Here is a 24,295-nt window from a genome sequence, read left to right as displayed (position 1 = left end):
TCTTAAACCAGACGCGTCGCCAGCTGGCCGCTTAAATCTTTATGGATCTCACGCAGCAGCGCATCGGTGGTTTCCCAGCTGATGCAGGCATCCGTCACGGAGACGCCGTGCTTCATGGCACTGCGCGGTTGTTCAGATGATTGATTGCCTTCATGAATATTGCTCTCAATCATCAGACCGATAATCGAACGGTTGCCATCTTTGATCTGGGCGACCACGGATTCCGCAACCGCAGGCTGACGACGGTAATCTTTATTCGAATTACCATGACTGCAATCTACCATCAGTGCCGGGCGCAGTCCCGCCTGCTCCATCTCTTTTTCACACTGCGCCACGTCCGCCGGACTGTAGTTCGGGGCTTTCCCGCCGCGCAGGATCACGTGCCCGTCCGGGTTACCCTGCGTTTGCAGGAGGCAGACCTGGCCCGCCTGGTTGATACCGACGAAACGGTGCGGCATGGCAGCCGCGCGCATGGCGTTGATCGCCGTCGCCAGGCTGCCATCGGTACCGTTTTTAAAACCAACCGGCATCGACAGGCCAGACGCCATCTCGCGGTGGGTTTGCGATTCCGTGGTACGCGCGCCAATCGCGGACCAGCTGAACAGATCGCCAAGGTATTGCGGGCTGTTCGGATCCAGCGCTTCGGTTGCCAGCGGCAGGCCCATGCTGACCAGCTCCACCAGCAGGCGACGCGCAATCTTCAAGCCTGCTTCCACATCAAACGAGCCATCCATGTGCGGATCGTTAATCAACCCTTTCCAGCCAACGGTAGTACGTGGCTTCTCAAAATAGACGCGCATCACCAGGTAGAGGCTATCGCTGACCTCCTCCGCTAATGCTTTAAATCGACGAGCGTACTCAATGGCGGTTTCAGGATCGTGAATAGAGCAAGGACCACACACCACCAGCAGGCGCGGATCGCGGCCGGCGATGATGTCAGAAATGGTCTGGCGCGAGTGCTCAATCTGAGCCTCCTGCGCGACGCTCAGCGGAAATTCTGCTTTCAGCTGATCCGGAGTAATTAAAACCTGTTCGTCAGTGATATGTACGTTGTTCAGCGCGTCTTTTTGCATGATGGCGATCCTGTAAAGCTCGTTTGCGATAGTTGTTTTCCTCAATGAGGTGAAACCACGATACCATAAAAAGTAAACATTTCAATCCAAAATGCGTACACATTACTTTACAGTAGCCAATTTACTGCAAAAATCAGCCGTCAAAAACGTAAAGTTTAAATTACAGACATACTTTCTTAAGCCAGGCTATGCTGAAGTAAAAAGGAGAATGGCTATGCGTTCAATTGCTCTCACGCTGTTGTCGCTGTTTTTAACGGGCTGCCAGATCAATCCTTATACCTTCCAGCCCGACTGGACCAGTCCATCCTGGTTTGATGCCGGTAAAGAAGACGCCATGAATGGCCTGCCGGTTAAAGATAACCAGACCCTGGCCGATAGTTTTAACGACACCCACGTTGATCGTAGTGAATATCTTCGCGGCTATGCCGATGGTCAGAAGAGAGTCTGCGAAGAAGGGTTTATTCACGCCTGGGGATTAGCGGGCAAATCTTTCCCTGCCAGTTGCGATACTGCTGAAAACGCGGCAAAACTGCGTGCGTCATGGCAAAAAGGGATGGATGAAAGTATGCGCTCCAGCAGACTCAATTAAGTCTGTTTTTAATCACCGGAAAATAAACAACAGTAGGATTTAGCTTAGGTTGACCTGAGGCTATTTCTGACATAATGACGGCTCTGATAAACAATGGTATTCTGCCCGCAACTCTTAAGGACATCTATTTCCGGAGCGATGTGGCGGATTCTGGTGAGAAATTTATTCTTGATCTCTTTTTTCCGACTCACTCTGGTGTTAATGCTGTTCATTATGGTGGGCCCAGCGACGGCAGGCACGCTCACGGAAACGGATAAATCGGTACGCTCGATAGTCTCAGGCATTGTGAGCTATACGCGATGGCCGTCACTATCCGGGCAACCTAAACTCTGCATCTATGCCACTTCTCACTATACGCACGCGCTTAGCGGCGACGAAGGGCACAACGAGTTACCCTATACTCCCGCTATTGTACATAACGATCGGGAAGCCCTGGCCGCGACGTGCGATGCGATTTATTTCGGGTCTGAATCACCGGCAAAACAACTTGAATTAATAAGCCAATATCAGGGCAGAGCATTGCTATTAATCTCAGAGCAAAATCCGGAATGTGTAATTGGCAGTGCCTTTTGCCTGATGATCGATCGTGGCCAGGTCCGGTTCTCCGTCAACCTGGATGCATTGACGCGCAGTGGCGTAAGAGTCAATCCGGATGTATTAATGCTTGCACGGAATAAGCAGCATGGATAAAGATTTCACTTCAACGCCACGACCGACGTTTAAAAGAACGTTGAGGCGAAACAGCATGATAAGCGTCATTATCACGATGACGTTAATATGGCTGTTGCTCTGTTTTGCTTCCGTTGTGACGTTAAAACAATACGCGCAAAAGAACCTTGAATTAACCGGGGCCACGATGAGCCACAGCCTGGAAGCCTCGCTGGTTTTCAACGACTCGCTGGCGGCCAACGAAACGCTTGCCGCCCTGGGCAAACAGGGGCAGTTTGCCGCAGCGGAGGTGATTAATGCGCATAAAAAGCGGTTCGCCTACTGGTCCTGGAACCCGGAGGATAGCAACGACACGCTGGGCGCGCTGGTCAGCCGCTGGCTTTTCCCCGTACCGGTTGCGCAGCCCATCATGCATAACGGCTTAACGATCGGCGAAATCCGCCTTACCGCACGCGACAGTTTGATCAGCCATTTCATCTGGACGTCGTTTGCCGTACTGACCGGCTGCATTCTCTTTGCCGCCGTGGTCGCGCTCGTCATTACCCAGTCTTTGCATCGTGGAATGGTCACGGCGCTGCAGAACATTACCGACGTCGTGCATGACGTGCGCACGAACCGAAATTTCTCCCGCCGGGTGAAAGACGGCCGTATCGAAGAATTTCACCAGTTTGGCGAAGACTTCAATAGTCTTCTGGATGAAATGGAAGAGTGGCAGCTGAAGCTTCAGGCGAAAAATGCCCAGCTGTTGCGGACCGCCATGCACGACCCGCTTACCGGTCTTGCCAACCGCGCGGCGTTTCGTAACAGCATTGCGGCATTAATGAATGACCCTTCAGCCAGAACAAACTCGGCCCTGCTCTTCCTCGACGGTGATAATTTTAAGTTTATTAACGACACCTGGGGACACGCGGCAGGAGACTGCGTGCTGATCGAAGTCGCCAGCAGGATGATGGAGTTTGGCGACAAACGTCATCAGTCCTACCGTCTTGGCGGTGACGAATTTGCCATGGTGCTGTACGGCGTGCACTCTGAGCTTGAGGTTCAACATATTTGTGCTGCGCTTTCGCAGCAGTTTATTCGTCCGTTTGATCTTCATAACGGACAAAAAGCATCGATGTCACTCAGCATTGGCTTTGCTCTGGCGTGGGAAAATACTTCCGTGGAAGCATTACTGGAGAGGGCTGACCGCAACATGTACCAGGTTAAAAACCAGCGTACGAAAACAATAAGTTAGAAAGGATACACTATGTTAAAACGTTACTTCGCGCCCCTGGTACTGGCCTCACTGGTTCTGGCAGGCTGCCAGTCGCCGCCGGAAGGCAAATTCACTCCTGAGCAAATTGCGGCGATGAAGTCTTACGGTTTTAACGAACTGAACGGTGACTGGTCGCTTGGGATGTCGGACACCATCCTGTTTGATAAAAATGACGCCAGGCTGCGACCGGAGAGTGAAACGCAGATCCAGTCCATGGCCTCTCGCCTGGCGGAAACCGGCCTGACCCACGCGCGAATGGACGGTCACACGGATAACTACGGGGAAGAGAGCTACAACGAAGCGCTCTCGTTAAAACGCGCCAACGCCGTGGCCGAGGCCTGGGCGAAGGGGGCAAATATACCGCGCAGCAATCTCACCACGCGGGGATTAGGTCAAAAATACCCGGTTGCGAGCAACAGTACCTCACAAGGGCGCGCTGAAAACCGCCGCGTCGCAGTGGTAATCAGCACGCCATAAGGCTATTTAGCGGAGGATTCGGCGAGCGTCACCCTGGTTGCCGCTCGCCAGCGCAGCCAGTCCACCAGAACAAACAGCGCCAGACTCACGCCCATGACCGGCAGGGCCAGCCCCAACAGTACGCTGATTAACACCGTAACGCCTCTTCCCCACACTGACAAGGCAAGCCAGCTCTGGCAAAGCGTCTGTACCGGACTCACAGCCGATTGCGCCGGACGACGCATCCACCACATCCGGTATCCCCAGATAATGAGCACGCAAAGGGCGAGGCCGAACGCAACCAGCAGCAGCTGATTTGCGAGGCCGAATAAGATCCCCATATGGAAATCCACGCCCCAGCGGGTCAGTTTTGCCATTAGCGGAAAATCCTCGAATCGGGTCCTGTCCAGTACCTGCATCGTATGAGGATCAACCGCCACGGCGTCCACCTGAGTTGGCCAGCTGCGATCGATTTCCGTCACGGTCCAGGCGCGATCCATCGTTTTCGCCGGGCGGATCTCCAGCTTGCTGGCATCAATACCCGCGTTACGCGCCGCGCTTAACACGCCGTCAAACTGCGTCAAATCCATCGCCATATCGGGCATCACCATTCCACCGTGATGACCGCGGTGTTCGGCATGTTCATCCACGACCTCATGTTGGCCGGATAGCGTCGTGTTCACCTGCGGGGTGAGCCAGTTCATCTCTGCCCGCAGCTTATCCACGTTCCCGCCAGCCCACTGGGACCAGGTCAGGCCGGTTGCGGAGAACAGCAGCATTCCACCCAGCAGGCTCCAGCCCAGCGTCACGTGCACCCGACGCCGGTTCTGGAAGCGATTGTTGATCCGCCGTTTGGGCCGGGTATAACACCACAGGGCAATACCGCCCAGCGCGGCGACCCACATCCACGAGGCCGCAAGCTCGCTGTAAAGGCGCCCAATGTCGCCCAGCATCAGGGACGTATGCAGGTAATCAATGGTCTGGCGCAGGGGTAAAATCCCGCTGGTGCCGTATACCGTCAAATCTCCCAGCACCGCCAGGCTTACCGGATCAACGAAGATAGCCCGGTTCTCCGATGGCCCAAGTTTCGGGTCAGCGAACATCACGCGGGTGGTTTCGCCCTCAACCAGCCCCGGACGAACGGCGTGCAAACGTAAATCTGATCCAGCGGTTTTTTCCGCCACGGCGATTTGTTCCGCCAGAGGCAGTGGCTCGCCTATAGAATCCGTGTGGAGCGCGTGCCGGTAGAGTGCGTTTTCCAGCTGTGGGGTCGCCACGTACAGCGTCCCGGTCAGCGCGGCGAAGAAGATAAACGGGCCGACAAACAGCCCAACGTAGAAATGAAGGCGACGCAGCAGGTTTCCCCATGCCGCGCGCGAGGTGCAGGTAGTCATACTTTTCCTTTTTAAGGCAAAAAGTTATCGATATTTTTAAAGGGAAAAAGCAGACTGCCGCGGCGGCGCGCGGGTATCAGGGTAAAGCCAGGGGAAGAAGTGCCAGTGCTTGACCGCCTGACGAGGCGGCTTAACGCGAAGCCTCTGCAGCACCACGCTGAGCAGGACGATGAGCGCCAGCATCACGCCAGGGACATGCACTAACAGCACGCAGTAGCCGCACGCTTCCGCATGGTCGACGGGCATCGTGTGTGGCATATCGCCGTGATGCTCGTCCATCGACATCATGCTCATGTCATGATGCATGCCCGGCATGGCGCTCATGGGATCTTTCTGCAATGAGACGGAGATAAGGGGTGCTACCACGATCAGCAGGATCGCAAACAGCGCGGTCAATGCCGCTGCGCGTTTCCGGTCAGGCTGATGCAATACGTTATCCACTTCCCCTCCATTCAAGAGGCAAGCATTGTAAATGATTTATGACGAAAGGGTTAACGCGAGAGGTGCGATGGGATAAAAAAAGGGCCAGCCTTTCGGCCAGCCCTTTCTAACAGGATGTCGCTTAAGCGAATCTTAGTTCAGACGCTCTTTAATACGAGCAGACTTACCAGTACGCTCACGCAGGTAGTACAGTTTAGCTTTACGTACAGCACCACGACGTTTAACAGCAATGCTGTCAACTACCGGAGAGTGAGTCTGGAAGACACGCTCAACGCCTTCGCCGTTGGAAATTTTACGAACAGTGAATGCAGAGTGCAGACCGCGGTTACGAATAGCGATAACCACGCCCTCGAATGCCTGCAGACGTTTTTTGGAACCTTCAACAACCCATACTTTCACTTCCACGGTGTCACCTGGACGGAAGGAAGGTACGTCCTGCTTCATCTGCTCTTGTTCAAGTTGCTTAATAATGTTGCTCATAATTTAATCTCTTATCCTGGGTAAACTGATATTCGGGAGCGTATTACGCATTCCCATCATGTTCATGCTGCTGTTGCGCGTGTTCAGTTTTGAACTCGGCCAGCAACTTTGCTTGCTCTTCAGTCAGAGCCAGGTTTTCCAGAAGTTCAGGTCTTCTAAGCCAGGTTCGGCCCAGCGACTGCTTCAAACGCCAGCGACGTATCTCGGCATGGTTTCCAGACAGTAACACTGCCGGTACTTCCATTCCTTCTAACACTTCAGGACGGGTATAGTGTGGACAGTCCAGCAACCCATCGGCAAAGGAATCTTCCGTTGCCGAAGCTTCATGGCCCAGAACCCCCGGAATAAACCGGGCGACGGAATCAATCAGCGTCATTGCCGGTAACTCACCACCGCTGAGAACGTAATCGCCGATAGACCATTCTTCGTCAATCTCGGTTTGAATTACGCGCTCATCTATCCCTTCGTAGCGCCCACAGACCAGAATCAGCTTTTGATTCGTCGCCAGTTCGCTCACGCCCGCTTGATCAAGCTTGCGTCCCTGAGGTGACAGATAAATCACCTTTGCGCCTTCACCTGCCGCGGCTTTTGCTGTGTGAATGGCGTCCCGTAAGGGTTGCACCATCATTAACATCCCCGGTCCGCCGCCGTAAGGACGATCGTCCACGGTACGGTGCCGGTCATGAGTAAAGTCACGAGGACTCCAGCTCTGGATGCTCAGCAGGCCATTCTTTACTGCCCGGCCAGTTACCCCGTAATCGGTAATCGCGCGGAACATTTCAGGAAACAGGCTAATTATGCCAATCCACATAGCGCCGTCTTTTACCGTTTATCCGGAGAATTTAAAAACCAGGATCCCAATCTACTTCAATGGTTTGAGTAGTGAGATCGACTTTCTTGATAACCTGTCCATCGAGGAACGGGACCAGCCGCTCCTTGATGCCAAATGCATCTTTCAGGTTTGCCTTAATGACGAGAACGTCATTTGACCCGGTTTCCATCATATCGATGACTTTCCCCAGGCTGTAACCTTCAGTGGTGACTACCTGGCAGCCCATAAGGTCTTTCCAGTAATAGTCGCCCTCTTCCAGCTGTGGCAACTGCGACGAATCCACGACAATTTCACAATTAGTCAGCGCATTCGCGGCATCACGATCGTCAATGCCTTTCAGCTTGATGATGATGTCCTGATTGTGGTGACGCCAGCTTTCCAGCTCGACCTCTTCCCACTTACCGGCTTTCTGGATGAACCAGGGCTGGTAATCAAAAATGCTATCAGCGTCTTCAGTGGAGGAAAACACTCTGAGCCAACCACGGATACCGTAGCAAGAACCCATTTTTCCCAATACGATCGGTTCAACAGGTGCTTTATTGCTCATCATGACCACCGTGACAGATTAAGCTGCTTTGTTTGCTGCTTTGATCAGCGTAGCAACGCGATCGGAAACAGTAGCGCCCTGGCCAACCCAGTGAGCGATACGATCCAGATCCAGACGGGTTTCTTCTTCTGCGCCAGAGGCCAGTGGGTTGAAGAAACCAACGCGCTCGATGAAGCGACCGTTGCGTGCATTACGGCTGTCAGTCACAACAACCTGGTAGAACGGACGCTTTTTAGCGCCGTGACGTGCTAAACGAATAGTTACCATAACATCCTCTTGTGTGAATAAAACAACCGGGCCCCATCGAGGAACGGAGCCCGAGTGTCATATTAAAAGCCCGAAAATTTTACTCATTTTCGGGCAAAAAGCAATCTCAAAAGCGATTAACGCCCTGGAAAACCGGGAGGCATCATGCCTTTCATGCCGCGCATCATCTTCGCCATGCCGCCTTTCTTCATTTTCTTCATCATGCGCTGCATGTCGTCGAACTGTTTCAAAAGGCGGTTAACGTCCTGCACCTGCATGCCGCAACCGGCAGCGATACGGCGCTTACGGGAACCTTTGATGATTTCTGGCTTGGCTCGTTCTTTCAGCGTCATGGAGTTAATGATCGCCTCCATACGCACCAGCACCTTGTCATCCATCTGCGCTTTCACGTTGTCAGGGATCTGGCCCATGCCCGGCAGTTTGCCCATCAGGCTGGCCATGCCGCCCATGTTTTTCATCTGACGCAGCTGCTCAAGGAAGTCAGTCAGATCGAAACCGTCCCCTTTTTTCAGCTTGCTGGCCAGCTTCTCGGCCTGCGCGCGGTCAACCTTGCTTTCGATATCTTCGATCAGCGACAGCACGTCGCCCATGCCGAGAATACGGGAGGCAATACGATCCGGGTGGAACGGCTCCAGCGCTTCGGTTTTTTCGCCCACGCCGAGGAATTTGATCGGCTTACCGGTGATATGACGAATAGAAAGCGCCGCACCGCCGCGGGCGTCACCGTCCACTTTAGTCAGCACCACGCCGGTTAACGGCAGCGCTTCGTTAAACGCTTTCGCGGTATTCGCCGCATCCTGACCGGTCATGGCGTCGACGACAAACAGGGTCTCTACCGGGTTGATAGAGGCATGCACCTGCTTGATCTCGTCCATCATCGCTTCGTCAACGTGCAGACGACCGGCGGTATCCACCAGCAGCACGTCGTAGAATTTCAGCTTCGCCTCTTTCAGCGCGGCGTTAACGATGTCGACAGGCTTCTGCGCCACGTCGGACGGGAAGAAATCCACGCCGACCTGCTCTGCCAGGGTTTCCAGCTGCTTGATCGCCGCCGGGCGATAGACGTCCGCAGAGACCACCAGCACTTTCTTCTTGTGCTTTTCGCGCAGGAACTTACCCAGCTTACCGACGCTGGTGGTTTTACCCGCACCCTGCAGGCCCGCCATCAGCACCACGGCCGGTGGCTGAGCGGCCAGGTTAAGCACCTGGTTCTCTTCGCCCATCGCCGAAACCAGTTCATTACGAACGATTTTGACGAACTCCTGACCCGGGGTCAGGCTCTTGTTAACTTCATGACCAACCGCCTTCTCTTTCACGCGGTTGATAAAATCACGAACAACCGGCAACGCGACGTCTGCTTCCAACAGCGCCATGCGCACTTCGCGCAGCGTTTCCTTGATGTTGTCTTCAGTAAGGCGTCCGCGGCCGCTGATGTTGCGCAGCGTGCGCGACAAACGATCGGTTAAATTATCAAACATTGTCTCTCGCCTGAGTAGAAACGTTGGGCCGCCATGAGCGACACATACACAGAATTTTGCCGGAGTATAACATGAAGGCGCCTTTGTTGTTATGCAACGGTTGGAGCAGGCGTCACGTAACGTTATACTGCTTCTCTTTCTTATTAAGACAACTGTCGATGCCTATATGCCTGTTTTCGCACTGATCGCCCTTGTTGCCTACTCTGTCAGCCTCGCGCTGATTATTCCCGGACTGCTGCAAAAAAACAGCGGCTGGCGGCGCATGGCTATTCTTTCGGCGGTGATCGCACTGATTAGCCACGCCTTTGCGCTGGAATCACGCATTATCCCCGGCGACGGCAGCGTGCAAAACCTGAGCGTGCTGAACGTCGGCTCGCTGGTCAGCCTGATGATCTGTACGGTAATGACCATCGTCGCGTCTAAAAATCGCGGCTGGCTGCTGCTGCCGATTGTCTACACCTTCGCGCTGATCAATCTGGCCCTCGCCACCTTTATGCCTAATGAGTTCATTACGCATCTGGAGGCGACACCGGGGATGCTGGTGCATATCGGCCTGTCGCTCTTTGCCTACGCGACGCTGATCATCGCCGCGCTTTATGCCATGCAGCTCGCCTGGATTGACTACCAGCTGAAAAACAAAAAGCTGGCGTTTAACCATGAAATGCCGCCGCTGATGGTCATTGAGCGTAAGATGTTCCACATCACCCAGGTGGGCGTGGTGCTGCTGACGCTCACGCTCTGCACCGGGCTGTTTTACATGAAGAACCTGTTCAGCGTGGAGAATATCGATAAAGCGGTGCTCTCCATCATCGCGTGGTTTGTCTATATTGTCCTGTTATGGGGCCATTATCATGAAGGCTGGCGCGGTCGTCGCGTGGTCTGGTTCAACGTCGCGGGTGCGGGCATTCTCACCCTTGCCTATTTTGGCAGCCGCTTCATACAGCAATTTGCTGGCTAAGAAACAAAGGAGTTCCCCCTGGAACACATCTCAACCACCACGCTGATCGTTATCCTGATCGTCATGGTGGTCATCTCCGCCTATTTCTCCGGCTCGGAAACCGGCATGATGACCCTGAACCGCTACCGGTTACGTCATCGTGCTAAACAGGGTAACCGCGCCGCTCGCCGCGTTGAAAAACTGCTCCGCAAGCCGGATCGCCTGATTAGCCTGGTGCTCATCGGCAACAACCTCGTCAACATTCTGGCCTCTGCCCTCGGCACCATCGTCGGGATGCGCCTGTACGGTAACGCCGGGGTGGCGATTGCCACCGGCGTGCTGACGTTCGTGGTGCTGGTGTTTGCCGAAGTGCTGCCAAAAACCATCGCCGCGCTTTACCCTGAAAAGGTCGCCTATCCGAGCAGCTTCCTGCTGGCACCGCTGCAGATCCTGATGATGCCGCTGGTCTGGCTGCTGAACATGGTGACGCGCGTCCTGATGCGGATGGTGGGAATCAAAGCCGACGTCACCATCAGCAGCGCGCTCAGCAAAGAGGAGCTGCGCACTATCGTGAATGAATCCCGCTCGCAGATCTCCCGGCGCAATCAGGACATGCTCCTGTCGGTGCTAGATCTGGAAAAGGTGAGCGTGAACGACATCATGGTGCCGCGTAACGACATCGTCGGTATCGACATCAATGACGACTGGAAAGCCATCGTTCGCCAGCTAACGCACTCCCCGCACGGGCGCATTGTGCTGTACCGCGACTCGCTGGATGACGCCATCAGCATGCTGCGCGTGCGCGAAGCCTACCGTCTAATGACCGAGAAAAAAGAGTTCACCAAAGAGGTGATGCTGCGCGCCGCCGACGAAATTTATTACGTGCCGGAAGGAACACCGCTCAGCACGCAGCTGGTGAAATTCCAGCGCAACAAGAAGAAGGTCGGCCTGGTGGTCAACGAGTACGGCGATATCCAGGGGCTGGTGACGGTCGAAGATATTCTGGAAGAGATTGTCGGGGACTTTACCACCTCAATGTCGCCTTCCCTCGCGGAAGAGGTCACCCCGCAAAACGACGGCTCGGTGCTGATTGACGGAAGCGCGAACATTCGTGAACTCAACAAAGCCTTTAACTGGCATTTGCCGGAAGATGAGGCTCGCACCATTAACGGGATGATTCTGGAAGCGCTGGAAGAGATCCCGGCGGCGGGCACGCGGGTGCGCATTGAGCAGTACGATATTGATATCCTGGACGTGCAGGACAATATGATCAAGCAGGTGAAAGTCCTGCCCGTTAAACCCCTGCGCGAAAGTATCGCGGAGTAAGGTTGTAGGCCGGGTAAGGCGAACGTCGCTACCCGGCACTACGGATAGCGAATTACGCTTTCGCTTTCGCCACGGTCACCATCGCAGCGCGGATGGTACGGCCGTTCAGGGTATAGCCTTTCTGCATCACGCCCAGCACTTTACCGGCTTCAATCTCTTCAGATTCAACCATCGCAATCGCCTGGTGAACGTTTGGATCCAGCGGAACGTCGGTATCGGCAATCACTTCCACGCCAAATTTACGCACCACGTCGAGCATGGATTTCAGCGTCAGTTCGATACCTTCGATCATTGCGGCGTTGTCCGGATTCGCTTTGTCAGCCACTTCCAGCGCACGATCGAGGCTATCGATCACCGGCAGCAGTTCGTTGACGAATTTCTCCAGCGCAAATTTATGCGCCTTCTCAACGTCCTGCTCGGTACGACGACGCAGGTTTTCCATTTCCGCCTTGATGCGCAGAACACTGTCGCGTTCGCGATTCTGTGCTTCTACCAGCTGGGCTTCCAGATTCGCAATTTTTTCATCGCGCGGGTCCACCTGCTCAGCAGATGCGTCTGGCTCTACAGCCTCAACTTCATCGTGCTGTTCCGTGATAATTTCTTCAGGGGCTTGCCCCTCAGGCGTTTTCTGTTCTTTACTACTCATGAATTTCTCCGCGTTTTTCTGCATTCATCTCGCTAACTTCGCTTATTATGGGGATCAGTTTCCGGGATTCAAGGGAACAAGACAGATTGTCATCATTCATCAGGCACAAGGACCTCCAGAAAATGAATAATCATTTCAGGTGTATTGGGATCGTCGGGCATCCGCGTCATCCTACCGCACTAACGACACATGAAATGTTGTATCGCTGGTTGTGTAGCAAAGGCTATGAAGTGATGGTCGAGCAGCAGATTGCCCAGGAACTGCAGCTGAAGAGCGTCAAAACCGGCACGCTGGCGGAAATTGGCCAACAGGCCGATCTCGCCGTGGTGGTGGGCGGCGACGGCAACATGCTCGGCGCGGCCCGCACGCTGGCGCGTTATGACATCAAGGTCATCGGTATCAACCGTGGCAATCTCGGTTTTTTAACCGACCTCGACCCGGACAATGCGCAGCAGCAGCTGGCCGACGTGCTGGAAGGCCACTATATCAGTGAAAAACGCTTTTTACTGGAAGCGCAGGTGTGCCAGCAGGACTGCCAGAAACGCATCAGCACCGCCATTAACGAGGTTGTCCTTCACCCTGGCAAAGTGGCGCACATGATCGAGTTCGAAGTTTATATCGACGAGATCTTTGCCTTCTCCCAGCGTTCTGACGGGCTGATTATCTCTACTCCCACCGGCTCAACCGCCTACTCGCTTTCTGCCGGCGGCCCGATCCTGACGCCCTCGCTGGATGCCATTACCCTGGTGCCGATGTTCCCGCACACGCTCTCCGCCCGCCCGCTGGTGATCAACGGCGACAGCACGATCCGTCTGCGCTTCTCGCACCGCCGTAACGACCTGGAGATCAGCTGCGACAGCCAGATAGCGCTGCCTATCCAGGAAGGTGAAGATGTGCTTATTCGCCGGTGTGATTACCACCTGAATTTGATACATCCAAAAGATTACAGCTATTTCAACACATTAAGCTCGAAGCTTGGCTGGTCAAAAAAATTGTTCTGATTTTGCATCCAGTACTTTACTGTATAAAAAACCAGTTTATACTGTATGAAAACACAGTCATGGTTTTTCATACAGGAAAACAATTATGCTGGCACAACTGACCATCAGCAACTTTGCCATTGTTCGTGAGCTTGAGATCGATTTCCACAGCGGCATGACGGCGATCACCGGGGAAACCGGTGCGGGTAAATCCATTGCCATTGATGCCCTCGGCTTGTGCCTTGGCGGCCGCGCCGAGGGCGACATGGTGCGCATGGGCGCAAACCGTGCCGACCTGTGCGCCCGTTTCTCCCTGAAAGACACCCCTGCTGCCCAGCGCTGGCTGGAGCAGAATCAGCTTGAAGATGGACGTGAGTGTTTACTTCGCCGTGTGATCAGCAGTGACGGTCGCTCACGCGGCTTTATCAACGGCACGGCGGTCCCGCTCTCCCAGCTTCGTGAACTCGGCCAGCTGCTTATCCAGATCCACGGTCAGCACGCGCATCAGCAACTCATTAAACCCGAACAGCAGAAAGCGCTGCTGGATGGTTATGCGGGTGAGTACGCGCTTACTCAGCTTATGGCGGAGCACTATCGCCAGTGGCATCAGAGCTGCCGCGAGCTCGCTCAGCACCAGCAGCAAAGCCAGGAGCGCGCAGCCCGTGCGGAGCTGCTGGAATACCAGCTCAAAGAGCTGAACGAATTTAACCCGCAGGCGGGTGAGTTTGAGCAAATCGACGAAGAGTACAAGCGCCTGGCGAACAGCGGTCACTTGCTCTCAACCAGCCAGAATGCGCTCAACCTGCTGGCGGATGGCGAAGACGTGAACCTGCAGAGCCAGCTGTATAACGTCCGTCAGCTGCTTACCGAACTGGTCGGCATGGACAGCAAACTGTCTGGCGTCCTGGATATGCTGGAAGAGGCGGCCATTCAGATCTCTGAAGCCGGTGACGAACTGCGCCACTACTGTGAGCGTCTGGATCTCGACCCGAACCGTCTGTTTGAGCTGGAGCAGCGTATCTCCCGTCAGATCTCGCTGGCGCGCAAGCACCACGTTACGCCGGAAGAGCTGCCGGGCTACTATCAGTCTCTGCTGGACGAGCAGCAGCAGCTTGACGATCAGGCTGACTCGCAGGAGACCCTCTCTCTGGCGGTGAGCCTGCACCATGAACAGGCGCTGGCGACAGCGCAAAAGCTGCATAATATTCGTCAGCACTATGCTCAGGAGTTAAGCCAGCACATTACCGACAGCATGCACACGCTGGCGATGCCGCACGGCGTCTTCACCATTGACGTTCGCTTTGAAGAGAACCACCTGACGGCGGAAGGTGCGGATCGCATCGAATTCCGCGTTACCACCAACCCGGGGCAGCCGCTGCAGGCGATCTCCAAAGTGGCCTCAGGCGGTGAACTGTCGCGTATTGCGCTGGCGATTCAGGTGATCACCGCGCGCAAAATGGACACCCCGGCGCTAATTTTCGATGAAGTGGATGTCGGCATCAGCGGCCCGACGGCGGCGGTGGTGGGTAAACTGCTGCGCCAGCTCGGCGAATCCACGCAGGTGATGTGTGTCACCCACCTGCCGCAGGTTGCGGGCTGTGGCCATCATCACTTTATCGTCAGCAAAGAAACCGACGGTGAAATGACCGAAACGCACATGAAGCCGCTGGATAAACGTGCGCGTCTGCAGGAGCTGGCACGCCTGCTCGGCGGCAGCGAAGTCACGCGTAACACACTCGCGAACGCGAAAGAACTGCTGGCGGCATAAACTTTTTCGGGATCTCAGGGTCATACAGAACAACAAAAACGCCGCCAGACCGGTTTCAAAGTGGGGCAAGGTCTATTATCATCGGCATATTACATATGAGCCGCGTTCTGCTCGGGCCCGAAAAGGAATCAAATCACTATGCGTTGTAAAATGCTGACCGCTGCCGCAGCGGTTCTTCTGATGTTGACCGCAGGCTGTTCCACTCTGGAGAAAGTGGTTTACCGTCCTGACATCAACCAGGGGAACTACCTTACCCCTAACGATGTGTCCAAAATCCGCGTGGGGATGACACAACAGCAGGTCGCTTATGCACTGGGAACCCCGATGATGTCCGATCCGTTCGGCACTAACACCTGGTTCTATGTATTCCGCCAGAAGCCGGGCCATGAAGATGCGACCCAGCAGACCCTGACGCTGACCTTCAGCAGCGCCGGTGTGTTGACCAACATCGACAACAAGCCTGCCCTGACTAAATAATCCGGTGTCAGAAATGCAAAAAGGTGCTCATTGAGCACCTTTTTTGTATCTGAGTTCTTACGAAGAATCGTAGCCCCGCTAAGCGCTGCGCCACCGGAGAAGAAAGCGCTACTTGCTGGCCTTCTCCGCGCGCTGACGACGCAGCTCTTTCGGGTCGGCAATCAGCGGACGATAAATCTCCACCCGGTCGCCCTCTTTCAGCACATCGCCCAGCTTCACCGGACGGCTATAAATCCCGACCTTGTTCTTCGCCAGGTCGATATCGCTGCGAAGCTCAAGGATGCCGGAAGCACGGATGGCCGCCTCAACGGTCGCCCCCTCTTCCAGCGTCACGCGCTGCAGATACTGTTTCTCCGGCAGAGCGTACACCACTTCTACAGCAATCTTATGCGACACTGTAAACCTCTTTGGCGCGGGTGGTGAACGCCTGAACCATATTCGATGCCAGCTCTTTAAAGATGCGGCCAAACGCCAGCTCAATCAGCTTATTGGTAAACTCGAAGTCCAGATGGAACTCAATGCGGCAGGCGTCAGCGCTCAGCGGCGTAAACTTCCAGCCTCCCATCAGGGTCTTAAAAGGACCATCCACCAGATGCATCAAAATGCTCTGATTGCTCGTCAGCGTATTGCGGGTGGTGAACGTCTTGCTGATCCCCGCTTTGGAGACATCCACCGCCGCGGTCATCTGCGTCGGGCCGGATTCCAGAACGCGGCTCCCGGTGCATCCCGGAATAAATTCTGGATAAGACTGAACATCGTTCACTAACTGATACATTTGTTCCGCGCTGTAAGGCACAAGCGCAGTACGGCTAATCTGAGGCATAGCATTTCCCATGGTCACACAACGGACAAATAATAACATTTATCACCTGTTAAAAAAACGCTAAGCCTCATCTCGTGCTAAGATAGCGCGTTAGACCTCACAGGACGCAATGAGGTGACTTTTTGAAATCAGATTACCGACGGCTTTACGACACTTATGACGAAGAAAAAAGCACATAAACCAGGCTCGGCGACCATTGCGCTCAACAAGCGTGCTCGCCACGAGTATTTCATTGAAGAAGAATTCGAAGCTGGCCTTGCGTTGCAGGGCTGGGAAGTAAAATCGCTGCGCGCCGGGAAAGCCAACATCGGCGATAGCTACGTCATCCTGAAAGATGGCGAAGCCTTCCTGTTCGGCGCGAACTTTACGCCGCTGACCGTCGCCTCTTCACACTATGTGTGTGACCCAACGCGCACGCGCAAATTGCTGCTGAACAAGCGTGAGCTGGAATCCCTCTACGGACGCATCAACCGCGAAGGTTTCACCGTGGTCGCCCTGTCGCTGTACTGGAAAAACGCCTGGTGCAAAGTGAAAATTGGCGTCGCGAAGGGTAAAAAACAGCACGACAAACGTACTGACCTGAAAGAGCGCGAGTGGCAGCTGGACAAAGCGCGCATTATGAAAAACGCAGGACGTTGATTCTGCACACTTATTGTACTATTCAATAAGTTAGCGTTCCGGGCTGGTATCCAGGAAGGGAAATCTGGTATACTCAGTTCAACACTATTGGGGCTGATTCTGGATTCGACGGGATTTGCGAAACCCAAGGTGCATGCCGAGGGGCGGTTTGCCTCGTTAAAAGCCGCAAAAAAATAGTCGCAAACGACGAAAACTACGCTTTAGCAGCTTAATAACCTGCTCTGAGCCCTCTCTCCCTAGCTTCCGCTCTTAAGACGGGGATCAAAGAGAGGTCAAACCCAAAAGAGATCGCGTGGAAGCCCTGCCTGGGGTTGAAGCGTTAAAACTAATCAGGCTAGTTCGTTAGTGGCGTGTCTGTCCGCAGCTGGCGTGCGAATGTAAAGACAAACTAAGCATGTAGTACCGAGGATGTAGAAATTTCGGACGCGGGTTCAACTCCCGCCAGCTCCACCAAATAATGATCCGGATAAGTCCGGTGAAGTACAGAAAGCCCGCACGGCACAAGCCCTGCGGGCTTTTTTTTATCTGTCATTGTCCGAGAACATCCGGCTAAATCCGGTGATTATTGGTATACGTTTAGGTATACGGTAGGATGTATACCTTAAAGCGTATACCAATTCATGAAGGAGCGGCCACAGTGGCACGGACTACACGCTCCCTGACCAACACCGAAGTTCTGCGCGCTAAAGCGTTAGAGAAGGATATAACGCTGCATGACGGCGATGGTCTTTTCCTGATAGTGAAAACTAGCGGGAAAAAGCTCTGGCGTTTCCGTTATCAACGTCCGGCGACAAAACAGCGGACAATGATGGGGCTAGGTGCTTTCCCCGCCCTTTCACTTGCTGACGCACGAGGGTTAAGAGCGGATTACCTTGCCTTGTTAGCCAACGGGATTGATCCACAAATTCAGGCCGAAGTTGCAGAGGAACAGCAGCAAATCGCCCTGGACAGTATTTTTTCAACCGTCGCCGCTAACTGGTTCCAGCTAAAAAGCAAAAGCGTTACCCCTGATTACGCAAAAGACATTTGGCGTTCACTTGAGAAAGATGTATTCCCTGCCATCGGTGAGATCCCCGTTCAGCAAATCAAAGCCCGAACTTTGGTTGAAGCCCTTGAGCCAATAAAAGCACGTGGGGCGCTTGAGACAGTACGTCGACTGGTGCAGCGCGTTAACGAGATCATGATTTATGCCGTAAACACTGGTTTGATTGATGCCAATCCAGCATCCGGTGTTGGGATGGCCTTTGAGAAGCCCAAAAAGCAAAACATGCCGACGTTGCGACCTGAAGAACTGCCAAAGCTGACGCGCTCGCTAGTGATGTCTAACCTTTCTGTTTCGACTCGTTGCCTAATCGAGTGGCAACTCCTGACGCTTGTGCGCCCGACTGAGGCCTCCGGCACTCGATGGGACGAAATTGATCTTGATGCCAAACTATGGAAAATTCCAGCAGCACGGATGAAGGCTAAACGTGAGCATATAGTACCTTTATCACCACAGGCATTAGAAATATTAGAGGTAATGAAACCTATAAGTTTTCATCGCGAACATGTATTCCCTAGTAGGAACGATCCGAAACTACCAATGAATAGCCAGACAGCAAATGCTGCTTTAAAACGAATTGGTTATGGCGGGAAGTTAGTTGCACATGGTCTACGTTCAATAGCGAGTACAGCTATGAATGAAGAAGGTTTTAACCCAGATGTAATTGAAGCAGCTTTAGCTCACTCTGATAAAAACGAAGTTAGGAAAGCTTATAACCGTTCAACATATTTACATGCTAGAGTGGATTTAATGAATTGGTGGGGACTTAACGTCCAAAATTCAAACCATTCCATTTAAGGAAAATGTTATGCAACCAGTATCTCTTGATTTATTAGTCTCAGCATCTATTCCATGGGCAAAAGATGTTATTAAAAACAAAATATTACCTATCATTGAAAGTAGTGTTCGTGATTATGTCAGGGATACACGTGCATCGCGTTTCCTGAATCAAAGTCTAGAACGCTTCCTGTCAAATGTAAAAGGCCAATGTTCTCTAGTTAATACCTTAGCTTTTCAAAACACTCCTGTAGAACTCTTGGATATTTATGAACCAATGAGTATTTACCATGACAATGAAAAAAAACCATATACATGCCTAATAAAAAGTAATGCAGATTTAGTTGACCAGTTTAACCACATACTAATTACTGACTCAGCAGGAATGGGCAAATCTACCATTATAAAAAGAATTGCCTTAGACTGCATTTCCAATAAAGAATATATCCCAATATATATTGAATTACGCCGTGCTAAAGATTATGATTTCTCGCTACAAGTGAAACATCAACTCGGTTTAGGTGAGGATGTTTCAGATAGTTGCCTTAAGAAACTTCCTTTCATTTATCTTTTCGACGGCATAGATGAAATTCCTCAAGAAATTAAATCTAAAACTGTAAACTTACTTAGCATTTTTGCTAATGACTTCCCAGATAGCAAAATAATAATCACCTCACGCCATGATAATTTTTTATCTGAATTACATGGTTTCTCAAGGTTTAAGATCAAACCGCTAGAAACTAATCAAGCATATGATCTTTTACGTCGTTATGATGGTCGTGGGCCGATTTCATCTCAATTAATCAAGGGACTACGACTAGAGAATGGTCGTAATTTAAATGAATTCCTAGCCACACCTCTTTATGTTTCACTATTATTTTGCGCCTATAAATTCAAACCAATTATTCCTAGAAAGAAAGAGTTATTTTACAGTCAAGTGTTCGATGCTTTGTATGAATCTCACGACCTTACTAAAGAACTTGGTTATGTAAGAGAAAAATTTTCCAAGCTAGACTCTACAGACTTTCATCAAATTCTAAGAAGATTAGGTTTTTGGTGCTTGAAAGATGGAGGTAAAATTGAGTTTACAAAGGACGATTTGCAAATAACATTGCACAATATAATCTCAAAAATTCCCGGGATATCAGCTTCACCATCTCTATTTATTCAGGACTTAATCGAAACCGTCCCATTATTTGTAAAAGAAGGCGCTATTATTCGCTGGTCGCACAAATCCTTAATGGAATATTTTGCAGCTATGTTTATCTGCCGCGATACAAAAGAGCGCCAAAAAGAGATATTAACAAAATTATATTACAGCCCTGATTCCATTAGTCATAAAAACTTATTTTCGCTTTGCGCAGATATAGATTACTCATCCTTCCGCTCAAGCATAATAAAGTGTTTGCTTCTGGATCTAATGAAAACCCATGAGAAATTAAACAATCGGCAAACCGAGATTAAAACAGATTATTCCAAGACCAAAGCCGAAATGTTGTTAGCCGGTGATTCGATAATTTATCTTTTCGATAAAGATAAAGAAAATGACATATTAAATAACTTATTTAAGGGCGATCTAAAAGCTTTTAGCGAGCTAACTGTAAATGGTTCACATATCATTACAACCGTTACAGGGGTTGCTAACCATTGGCTTGTGATAGCTCGAGAAAGCACAATAAAATCTGAAATACTTAAAATTTTAAACACAAGAAACCCTGATTATTTCCATAAGACAGATCGACACTCAAATCACGACACACAACTATCTTTTCATGTCAAAATGGAAATTGGAGAACAAGTCGAGGTTAAGTTTTATTTGACAAATGAGTCACTAGCAAAAATACACAATGCAAGTAAGATAAAACTATTTGAATCTTTATTGTCATTTGAAAATACGCCTCAAATAAAATTTGAAAGCGCTATACTTGAATTAAAACAAATCAACCATGATGAAAGTAACGGCATAAATCAATTACTGGATGGTTTTTAAAAATCAATAAAAAGTTAGTTCTTAAACTGCACGCGCAATGCTCTCCCCGCCACGCCTGCCCGCTTAAAGGGGCGCTTTTAATGCAGGTGCATGATCGGCCTCAGGGCGCGCCAGTGCTGGCGCTGGCGGGGAATTCAGTGTCGGTAAAACGCATGCAAAACCATGCACCTATGCATGCATGGCTTTTATGGGAAAAAATGGCGGGATTTTCGGGGATTTTTAAGCGGACTACTGCACGGCGGCGTGTGTAATTCAGGTTCTGTGCGGGTGTGAATTTTTCACGACTATCATCGCGCGAAGCCGCGTCAGGCCTGAATCCGATAGCCGTTAAAATGTCATTGTCCTGCGCCGAATAATTAATTTTTTCACCGGCGGCCAGCCAGACCTGTAGCGCCTCACGCAGACAGTCGAGTGAGTGCTGCATGGCGCAGCGCTGAACGGCGGAATGCTGCCCGGGATAATTCATCAGCTCCGGGGCGAGGGCGGCGGCCAGCTCCGCGCCGTGCGCCTGCATAAAATCATTTAATCTGTCGCGGATGCTGATGCGCTGCACCTCCTCATGCGAGCGGATGTAGTGACCGGCAACCTGATTAATTTCCCATTTTTTCACGTCGATAATCTCGCGCAGTGTTTGCAGGCTCCGGCCGCTGTGGCCTCTTCCGGCATGCTGTTCGCGGTATGCCTGTTCGGCCTGCGTCAGTTCATCCCTGCGTTGCAGCCAGGCGGATTTGTTTGCCTGACAGGCCTCAAAGGCTTTCTGTAGCGTCAGTCTGGTCATGTATGTTTCTCCTGATGACTGGCCATGCTCACGCACCGGCGCGGTTAACGGTGGCCGCCGGTGCGGGTAGCGTGATCACCGGCTCTGTCATCGGCGAACGGATAATCCCATCAACGGAATCAAGTGCGCATAACGTAGCCGAGCTACTCGATGTTCATACATAGGTGATAGTGCTGTCGACGTTTTCAAAGTGATAAGGCCTGTGTGGGAATGCGCACTTGTTTTGCAGAACGAGGCCTATATCTCATCTTAGGAAAGCCATCTTGAATCAGTTTTTTGAGAAGAACATAAAACCCACTGACCACCAAAGAGCGCTGAACCAGCAAAGTAATCCCTACTAAAAACAATCTCCATTCTTTTGAAACTGCAAATCGTTCATAGCGAAAAGTCACTAGCCTCACCAATATTACATTGAAATATAATGAAAAAACATAAAATTAAAAGCAAAGTTAATAAATTTTAAAAAGAACTTTTGACGATAATGTGCTAGAAATTTGTTCAACGCATCTCAGAGCCAATGACAGGAACAATGAGAATATGGATACGACGTTGCTGAGCGCATTAGATACCGATGGACGCGACAAATTCGAAAGCGCGATGAATGCCTTACAAGGCGATGTTTCCGCTGCGGCCGCGAGGTTGTCAGTTGATCCACGCTTACGCCTTGAATACTCAAAAAGAATCAAAGAAATGTCCTCAGACTTACGCGCAAAGGCCAATGCTGGTGTGATCTCCTGGGACAAAGCGGCACGAGAGGCTCAGGAAACGAGAAATTTGATCATGGAGATGGTGCGTTCTCGCAGCACTCCACTCGGACGGGCAATGGCCGAACGAATAAAAAGCGAGGGTAAGACGCTTAATGAGTTGGTAGCAAAAAAAGCGAAAGCTTTATTTGGCCCGCAGGCAAATTTTAACAGTCTTTCTGAAGTACAAAAAAATCAGATATATGCAGGTATTGTTGAATCCGCAGGCAAGTCTAACCCACAAGTAAACATGAAAATGATGCAGCTCTCGCGCATTGGAAGGGGGTTAATTGTTCTTTCGATTGCGATTTCTGTTTACGAAATTTATGCCGCTGATGATAAGGTTTCTGAATCAGGCAGACAGATAGCTATTAATGGTGCAGGTATTGCCGGTGCTGCCGCAGGTGGTGCAATGGCGGGATTAATGTGTGGGCCAGGCGCACCTGTTTGCGTGCTTATCGGTGGCTTCGTCGGCGGCGCGCTTGCCGCATGGGAAATGGGACGTTTGTGGAATTGATTATGCAACAGGTTAATTCAATAATATTAGTTAAGGTTAGTGAAGCTACCGATGTATCCCAGGCTCAATCTGACGTTGTGCTCAATGGTAAAAGCACCGGCATTATTGTTCCGGGACAAGTGCTTGAAGCAGCGGTCCAGGTTAATGAGCAGCGTTACATCCTGTTTCTGACGGATGACATTATTTTTGAAGAATCCCTGACACTTGTCCTTATTGACGTTCATGACGGGCTTAAAGAAATTGTTCGCTTGGGCAATGAGTACTCGACAGGAACTTTTGCGGATCTCCAGGTCACTGACGATAGCGTGGACTTCAGGTTTATTGGGGGTTATATCTGGACACTGAAAGTATCCGATTCACCTCGCCTGCGGCTTCCTTTTGTTTCCGATCCAAAAGGTGTTAAACGGGAGTCTGGTCTGAAAAAATACATAACGATCTCTGCCACACCGGCGTCGGAAAACGTAAGCTGAAGTCATTATTTAACAGAATGAAAAGGCTTTCTGCTGAGCGGGATAAATGCACTTGAGAATTATGCAGACTCAGATAGCCAACCAGAATCTCCATCAGTAATAACCCTATTTATCTGATGAAATCCAGAAAGCCCACACGGTACAACCCCTGTGGGCTTTTCAGTACCATCCCCCCACCGTTTCCCTCTCCCTTTGACCAACATCAACGACACCGCCCCTCCCCCTATGGAGAATAAAAAAACACCCCCACCCAGCGCTACGGAATAGCCGCTTAACCCGGAAGGAACCCCATCATGTACAGACCCATAACCGTCATAATATTCATTCTCCTGACGCTCGCCGCCCTCGCGGAAATAGGCGTTTTATCCTTTGGATAATCCTCAGGCTAAATACCTCTCATCAGGGCATGTTGATCTCATTACAGTTTTTTCCTAAAGCCATCCCGTTTCGCCTGTGCCATGCTGAACCACGCTCATAACCGATAACGTTAAATGAGGATATTATGAAAAAAACAATTATCGCATTATCTGCCGTTCTGCTGGCTTCCCCAGTATTTGCTGCGACCACACATGCAACTGACGATACCGTCGCGGCGGCGAACGCAAACGCCAACGAGGCGAAGCAAAAACTGCACGAAGAGCAGAACAAAGGTGAAGAGCTGAAGCTGAAACAGAAGCATGCTGCGGAAGGTAAAAGCGAAAGCTTTGGCAGCAAGGTCAGCGAAGATTCCCAGAAAGCCTGGCATAAAACCAAAGAAGGCACCGAGAAAGGGTGGGATGCCACCAAAGAAGGCGCGGAGAAAGGCTGGAACAAAACCAAAGAAGGTGCCAGCGAGCTGGAAAAGAAAGTCACTGAGTAAGTCGTTATACTCACGAAAAGGTCGCGCTTGCGGCCTTTTTTA

At 51.5% G+C, this 24,295-nt stretch carries 26 protein-coding genes, 1 other RNA gene and 1 pseudogene; 16 read left to right on the top strand and 12 right to left on the bottom strand.

Annotated features, from left to right (window positions below; translation table 11 throughout):
- Positions 1-2: 2 nt before the first annotated feature.
- Positions 3-1,073, bottom strand: coding sequence for a 3-deoxy-7-phosphoheptulonate synthase AroF (gene aroF / locus PI91_RS05410; RefSeq protein WP_039265592.1), 1,071 nt, complete (start codon positions 1,071-1,073; stop codon positions 3-5).
- Between the two features lie 214 nt (positions 1,074-1,287).
- On the opposite strand from aroF, the gene PI91_RS05405 reads away from it, so the two are divergent.
- The 4 genes from PI91_RS05405 (at position 1,288) to PI91_RS05390 (ending at position 4,063) form a co-directional block, all read left to right on the top strand.
- Entirely contained in the window at positions 1,288-1,662 is a 375-nt protein-coding gene (locus PI91_RS05405; protein ID WP_008502475.1) for a DUF2799 domain-containing protein, read from the top strand.
- 138 nt (positions 1,663-1,800) lie between these two features.
- Positions 1,801-2,352, top strand: coding sequence for a YfiR family protein (locus tag PI91_RS05400; protein WP_021241999.1), 552 nt, complete (start codon positions 1,801-1,803; stop codon positions 2,350-2,352).
- Positions 2,345-3,565, top strand: a complete 1,221-nt coding sequence (gene dgcN, locus PI91_RS05395; RefSeq protein ID WP_039265591.1) for a diguanylate cyclase DgcN — start codon at positions 2,345-2,347, stop codon at positions 3,563-3,565. Before PI91_RS05400 ends, dgcN begins: the two co-directional genes overlap by 8 nt.
- Before the next feature lie 12 nt (positions 3,566-3,577).
- Complete coding sequence (locus PI91_RS05390) at positions 3,578-4,063, top strand: OmpA family protein (protein ID WP_039265590.1); 486 nt, start codon at positions 3,578-3,580, stop codon at positions 4,061-4,063.
- A gap of 2 nt (positions 4,064-4,065) precedes the next feature.
- Here PI91_RS05390 and PI91_RS05385 read toward each other — a convergent pair whose 3' ends face one another.
- The 7 genes from PI91_RS05385 to ffh form a co-directional block, all read right to left on the bottom strand.
- A complete protein-coding gene (locus PI91_RS05385; protein WP_039265589.1) occupies positions 4,066-5,436 on the bottom strand; it encodes a PepSY domain-containing protein in 1,371 nt (456 codons plus the stop codon).
- A 36-nt stretch (positions 5,437-5,472) separates the two neighbouring features.
- Positions 5,473-5,877: a DUF2946 domain-containing protein gene (locus PI91_RS05380; RefSeq protein WP_039265588.1), complete on the bottom strand. Its 405-nt coding sequence runs from the start codon at positions 5,875-5,877 to the stop codon at positions 5,473-5,475.
- A 132-nt stretch (positions 5,878-6,009) separates the two neighbouring features.
- Entirely contained in the window at positions 6,010-6,357 is a 348-nt protein-coding gene (rplS, locus tag PI91_RS05375; RefSeq protein ID WP_002914145.1) for a 50S ribosomal protein L19, read from the bottom strand.
- 43 nt (positions 6,358-6,400) lie between these two features.
- Positions 6,401-7,168: a tRNA (guanosine(37)-N1)-methyltransferase TrmD gene (trmD, locus tag PI91_RS05370; protein ID WP_008502493.1), complete on the bottom strand. Its 768-nt coding sequence runs from the start codon at positions 7,166-7,168 to the stop codon at positions 6,401-6,403.
- A 31-nt stretch (positions 7,169-7,199) separates the two neighbouring features.
- Entirely contained in the window at positions 7,200-7,739 is a 540-nt protein-coding gene (gene rimM, locus PI91_RS05365; RefSeq protein WP_003863136.1) for a ribosome maturation factor RimM, read from the bottom strand.
- Between the two features lie 15 nt (positions 7,740-7,754).
- Entirely contained in the window at positions 7,755-8,003 is a 249-nt protein-coding gene (rpsP, locus tag PI91_RS05360; RefSeq protein ID WP_022649067.1) for a 30S ribosomal protein S16, read from the bottom strand.
- 116 nt (positions 8,004-8,119) lie between these two features.
- Positions 8,120-9,481 (bottom strand): signal recognition particle protein, encoded by a 1,362-nt coding sequence (gene ffh, locus PI91_RS05355; protein WP_039265587.1) that lies wholly within the window; start codon positions 9,479-9,481, stop codon positions 8,120-8,122.
- A 166-nt stretch (positions 9,482-9,647) separates the two neighbouring features.
- Between ffh and PI91_RS05350 the strand changes: the two genes are divergently transcribed.
- Both PI91_RS05350 and PI91_RS05345 read left to right on the top strand, forming a co-directional pair.
- Complete coding sequence (locus tag PI91_RS05350; RefSeq protein WP_032623031.1) at positions 9,648-10,439, top strand: inner membrane protein YpjD; 792 nt, start codon at positions 9,648-9,650, stop codon at positions 10,437-10,439.
- An 18-nt stretch (positions 10,440-10,457) separates the two neighbouring features.
- On the top strand, positions 10,458-11,744 hold the full coding sequence (locus PI91_RS05345) for an HlyC/CorC family transporter (RefSeq protein ID WP_039265586.1): 1,287 nt from the start codon (positions 10,458-10,460) through the stop codon (positions 11,742-11,744).
- A 52-nt stretch (positions 11,745-11,796) separates the two neighbouring features.
- On the opposite strand, the gene grpE is transcribed toward PI91_RS05345, so the two are convergent.
- Positions 11,797-12,390 (bottom strand): nucleotide exchange factor GrpE, encoded by a 594-nt coding sequence (gene grpE, locus PI91_RS05340; protein ID WP_008502499.1) that lies wholly within the window; start codon positions 12,388-12,390, stop codon positions 11,797-11,799.
- A gap of 122 nt (positions 12,391-12,512) precedes the next feature.
- Between grpE and nadK the strand changes: the two genes are divergently transcribed.
- The 3 genes from nadK to bamE all read left to right on the top strand — a co-directional run bounded on the left by nadK (position 12,513) and on the right by bamE (position 15,615).
- Positions 12,513-13,391 carry an NAD(+) kinase gene (gene nadK / locus PI91_RS05330; RefSeq protein WP_008502500.1) on the top strand — a complete coding sequence of 293 codons (879 nt, stop codon included), beginning with the start codon at positions 12,513-12,515 and terminating at the stop codon, positions 13,389-13,391.
- Positions 13,392-13,476: 85 nt separating this feature from the next.
- A complete protein-coding gene (gene recN / locus PI91_RS05325) occupies positions 13,477-15,138 on the top strand; it encodes a DNA repair protein RecN (protein ID WP_039265585.1) in 1,662 nt (553 codons plus the stop codon).
- A 138-nt stretch (positions 15,139-15,276) separates the two neighbouring features.
- A complete protein-coding gene (bamE, locus tag PI91_RS05320; RefSeq protein WP_008502502.1) occupies positions 15,277-15,615 on the top strand; it encodes an outer membrane protein assembly factor BamE in 339 nt (112 codons plus the stop codon).
- Between the two features lie 108 nt (positions 15,616-15,723).
- Here the strand turns inward: bamE and PI91_RS05315 are convergent, their stop codons facing one another.
- The gene (locus PI91_RS05315; protein ID WP_008502503.1) at positions 15,724-16,011 is read right to left on the bottom strand and encodes an RnfH family protein; all 288 of its coding nucleotides are present in this window, start codon (positions 16,009-16,011) and stop codon (positions 15,724-15,726) included.
- Entirely contained in the window at positions 16,001-16,438 is a 438-nt protein-coding gene (locus PI91_RS05310; RefSeq protein ID WP_014832955.1) for a type II toxin-antitoxin system RatA family toxin, read from the bottom strand. The genes PI91_RS05315 and PI91_RS05310 overlap by 11 nt, the downstream gene beginning before the upstream one ends.
- A gap of 156 nt (positions 16,439-16,594) precedes the next feature.
- Here PI91_RS05310 and smpB point away from each other — a divergent pair, with 156 nt between their 5' ends.
- The 4 genes from smpB (at position 16,595) to PI91_RS05295 (ending at position 20,886) form a co-directional block, all read left to right on the top strand.
- Complete coding sequence (gene smpB, locus PI91_RS05305; RefSeq protein WP_024908331.1) at positions 16,595-17,077, top strand: SsrA-binding protein SmpB; 483 nt, start codon at positions 16,595-16,597, stop codon at positions 17,075-17,077.
- 89 nt (positions 17,078-17,166) lie between these two features.
- Positions 17,167-17,530: a transfer-messenger RNA gene (gene ssrA, locus PI91_RS24520) on the top strand.
- A gap of 184 nt (positions 17,531-17,714) precedes the next feature.
- Positions 17,715-18,917 (top strand): integrase domain-containing protein, encoded by a 1,203-nt coding sequence (locus tag PI91_RS05300; RefSeq protein ID WP_039265584.1) that lies wholly within the window; start codon positions 17,715-17,717, stop codon positions 18,915-18,917.
- A gap of 10 nt (positions 18,918-18,927) precedes the next feature.
- Positions 18,928-20,886 (top strand): NACHT domain-containing NTPase, encoded by a 1,959-nt coding sequence (locus PI91_RS05295; protein ID WP_039265583.1) that lies wholly within the window; start codon positions 18,928-18,930, stop codon positions 20,884-20,886.
- A gap of 232 nt (positions 20,887-21,118) precedes the next feature.
- On the opposite strand, the pseudogene PI91_RS05290 reads toward PI91_RS05295, so the two are convergent.
- Positions 21,119-21,664: pseudogene (locus tag PI91_RS05290) on the bottom strand (phage polarity suppression protein); the annotation flags it as partial.
- Positions 21,665-22,201: 537 nt separating this feature from the next.
- Between PI91_RS05290 and PI91_RS05280 the strand changes: the two are divergent.
- From PI91_RS05280 to PI91_RS05270, 3 genes are all read left to right on the top strand, one after another.
- A complete protein-coding gene (locus PI91_RS05280; protein WP_052232708.1) occupies positions 22,202-22,924 on the top strand; it encodes a hypothetical protein in 723 nt (240 codons plus the stop codon).
- 2 nt (positions 22,925-22,926) lie between these two features.
- Entirely contained in the window at positions 22,927-23,394 is a 468-nt protein-coding gene (locus tag PI91_RS05275) for a hypothetical protein (protein ID WP_039265582.1), read from the top strand.
- 502 nt (positions 23,395-23,896) lie between these two features.
- Positions 23,897-24,253 carry a hypothetical protein gene (locus tag PI91_RS05270; protein WP_008502540.1) on the top strand — a complete coding sequence of 119 codons (357 nt, stop codon included), beginning with the start codon at positions 23,897-23,899 and terminating at the stop codon, positions 24,251-24,253.
- Positions 24,254-24,295: the final 42 nt, after the last annotated feature.

The organism is Enterobacter sp. FB (assembly GCF_000805795.1).
Lineage (GTDB): Bacteria > Pseudomonadota > Gammaproteobacteria > Enterobacterales > Enterobacteriaceae > Enterobacter > Enterobacter roggenkampii.
The sequence above is the reverse complement of the archived record's forward strand: the minus strand, read 5'-3'. Positions and strand labels throughout refer to the sequence as shown.

Bases quoted from the DNA above. Each gene is read 5' to 3' on its own strand.
- PI91_RS05295 (WP_039265583.1), top strand. From the start codon at position 18,928: ATGCAACCAGTATCTCTTGATTTATTAGTCTCAGCATCTATTCCATGG.
- smpB (WP_024908331.1), top strand. From the start codon at position 16,595: ATGACGAAGAAAAAAGCACATAAACCAGGCTCGGCGACCATTGCGCTC.
- rplS (WP_002914145.1), bottom strand. From the start codon at position 6,357: ATGAGCAACATTATTAAGCAACTTGAACAAGAGCAGATGAAGCAGGAC.
- dgcN (WP_039265591.1), top strand. From the start codon at position 2,345: ATGGATAAAGATTTCACTTCAACGCCACGACCGACGTTTAAAAGAACG.
- grpE (WP_008502499.1), bottom strand. From the start codon at position 12,390: ATGAGTAGTAAAGAACAGAAAACGCCTGAGGGGCAAGCCCCTGAAGAA.
- aroF (WP_039265592.1), bottom strand. From the start codon at position 1,073: ATGCAAAAAGACGCGCTGAACAACGTACATATCACTGACGAACAGGTT.
- PI91_RS05280 (WP_052232708.1), top strand. From the start codon at position 22,202: ATGGATACGACGTTGCTGAGCGCATTAGATACCGATGGACGCGACAAA.
- PI91_RS05405 (WP_008502475.1), top strand. From the start codon at position 1,288: ATGCGTTCAATTGCTCTCACGCTGTTGTCGCTGTTTTTAACGGGCTGC.
- trmD (WP_008502493.1), bottom strand. From the start codon at position 7,168: ATGTGGATTGGCATAATTAGCCTGTTTCCTGAAATGTTCCGCGCGATT.
- ffh (WP_039265587.1), bottom strand. From the start codon at position 9,481: ATGTTTGATAATTTAACCGATCGTTTGTCGCGCACGCTGCGCAACATC.
- PI91_RS05270 (WP_008502540.1), top strand. From the start codon at position 23,897: ATGAAAAAAACAATTATCGCATTATCTGCCGTTCTGCTGGCTTCCCCA.
- rpsP (WP_022649067.1), bottom strand. From the start codon at position 8,003: ATGGTAACTATTCGTTTAGCACGTCACGGCGCTAAAAAGCGTCCGTTC.
- PI91_RS05385 (WP_039265589.1), bottom strand. From the start codon at position 5,436: ATGACTACCTGCACCTCGCGCGCGGCATGGGGAAACCTGCTGCGTCGC.
- PI91_RS05310 (WP_014832955.1), bottom strand. From the start codon at position 16,438: ATGCCTCAGATTAGCCGTACTGCGCTTGTGCCTTACAGCGCGGAACAA.
- rimM (WP_003863136.1), bottom strand. From the start codon at position 7,739: ATGATGAGCAATAAAGCACCTGTTGAACCGATCGTATTGGGAAAAATG.
- recN (WP_039265585.1), top strand. From the start codon at position 13,477: ATGCTGGCACAACTGACCATCAGCAACTTTGCCATTGTTCGTGAGCTT.
- PI91_RS05390 (WP_039265590.1), top strand. From the start codon at position 3,578: ATGTTAAAACGTTACTTCGCGCCCCTGGTACTGGCCTCACTGGTTCTG.
- nadK (WP_008502500.1), top strand. From the start codon at position 12,513: ATGAATAATCATTTCAGGTGTATTGGGATCGTCGGGCATCCGCGTCAT.
- PI91_RS05400 (WP_021241999.1), top strand. From the start codon at position 1,801: ATGTGGCGGATTCTGGTGAGAAATTTATTCTTGATCTCTTTTTTCCGA.
- bamE (WP_008502502.1), top strand. From the start codon at position 15,277: ATGCGTTGTAAAATGCTGACCGCTGCCGCAGCGGTTCTTCTGATGTTG.
- PI91_RS05275 (WP_039265582.1), top strand. From the start codon at position 22,927: ATGCAACAGGTTAATTCAATAATATTAGTTAAGGTTAGTGAAGCTACC.
- PI91_RS05350 (WP_032623031.1), top strand. From the start codon at position 9,648: ATGCCTGTTTTCGCACTGATCGCCCTTGTTGCCTACTCTGTCAGCCTC.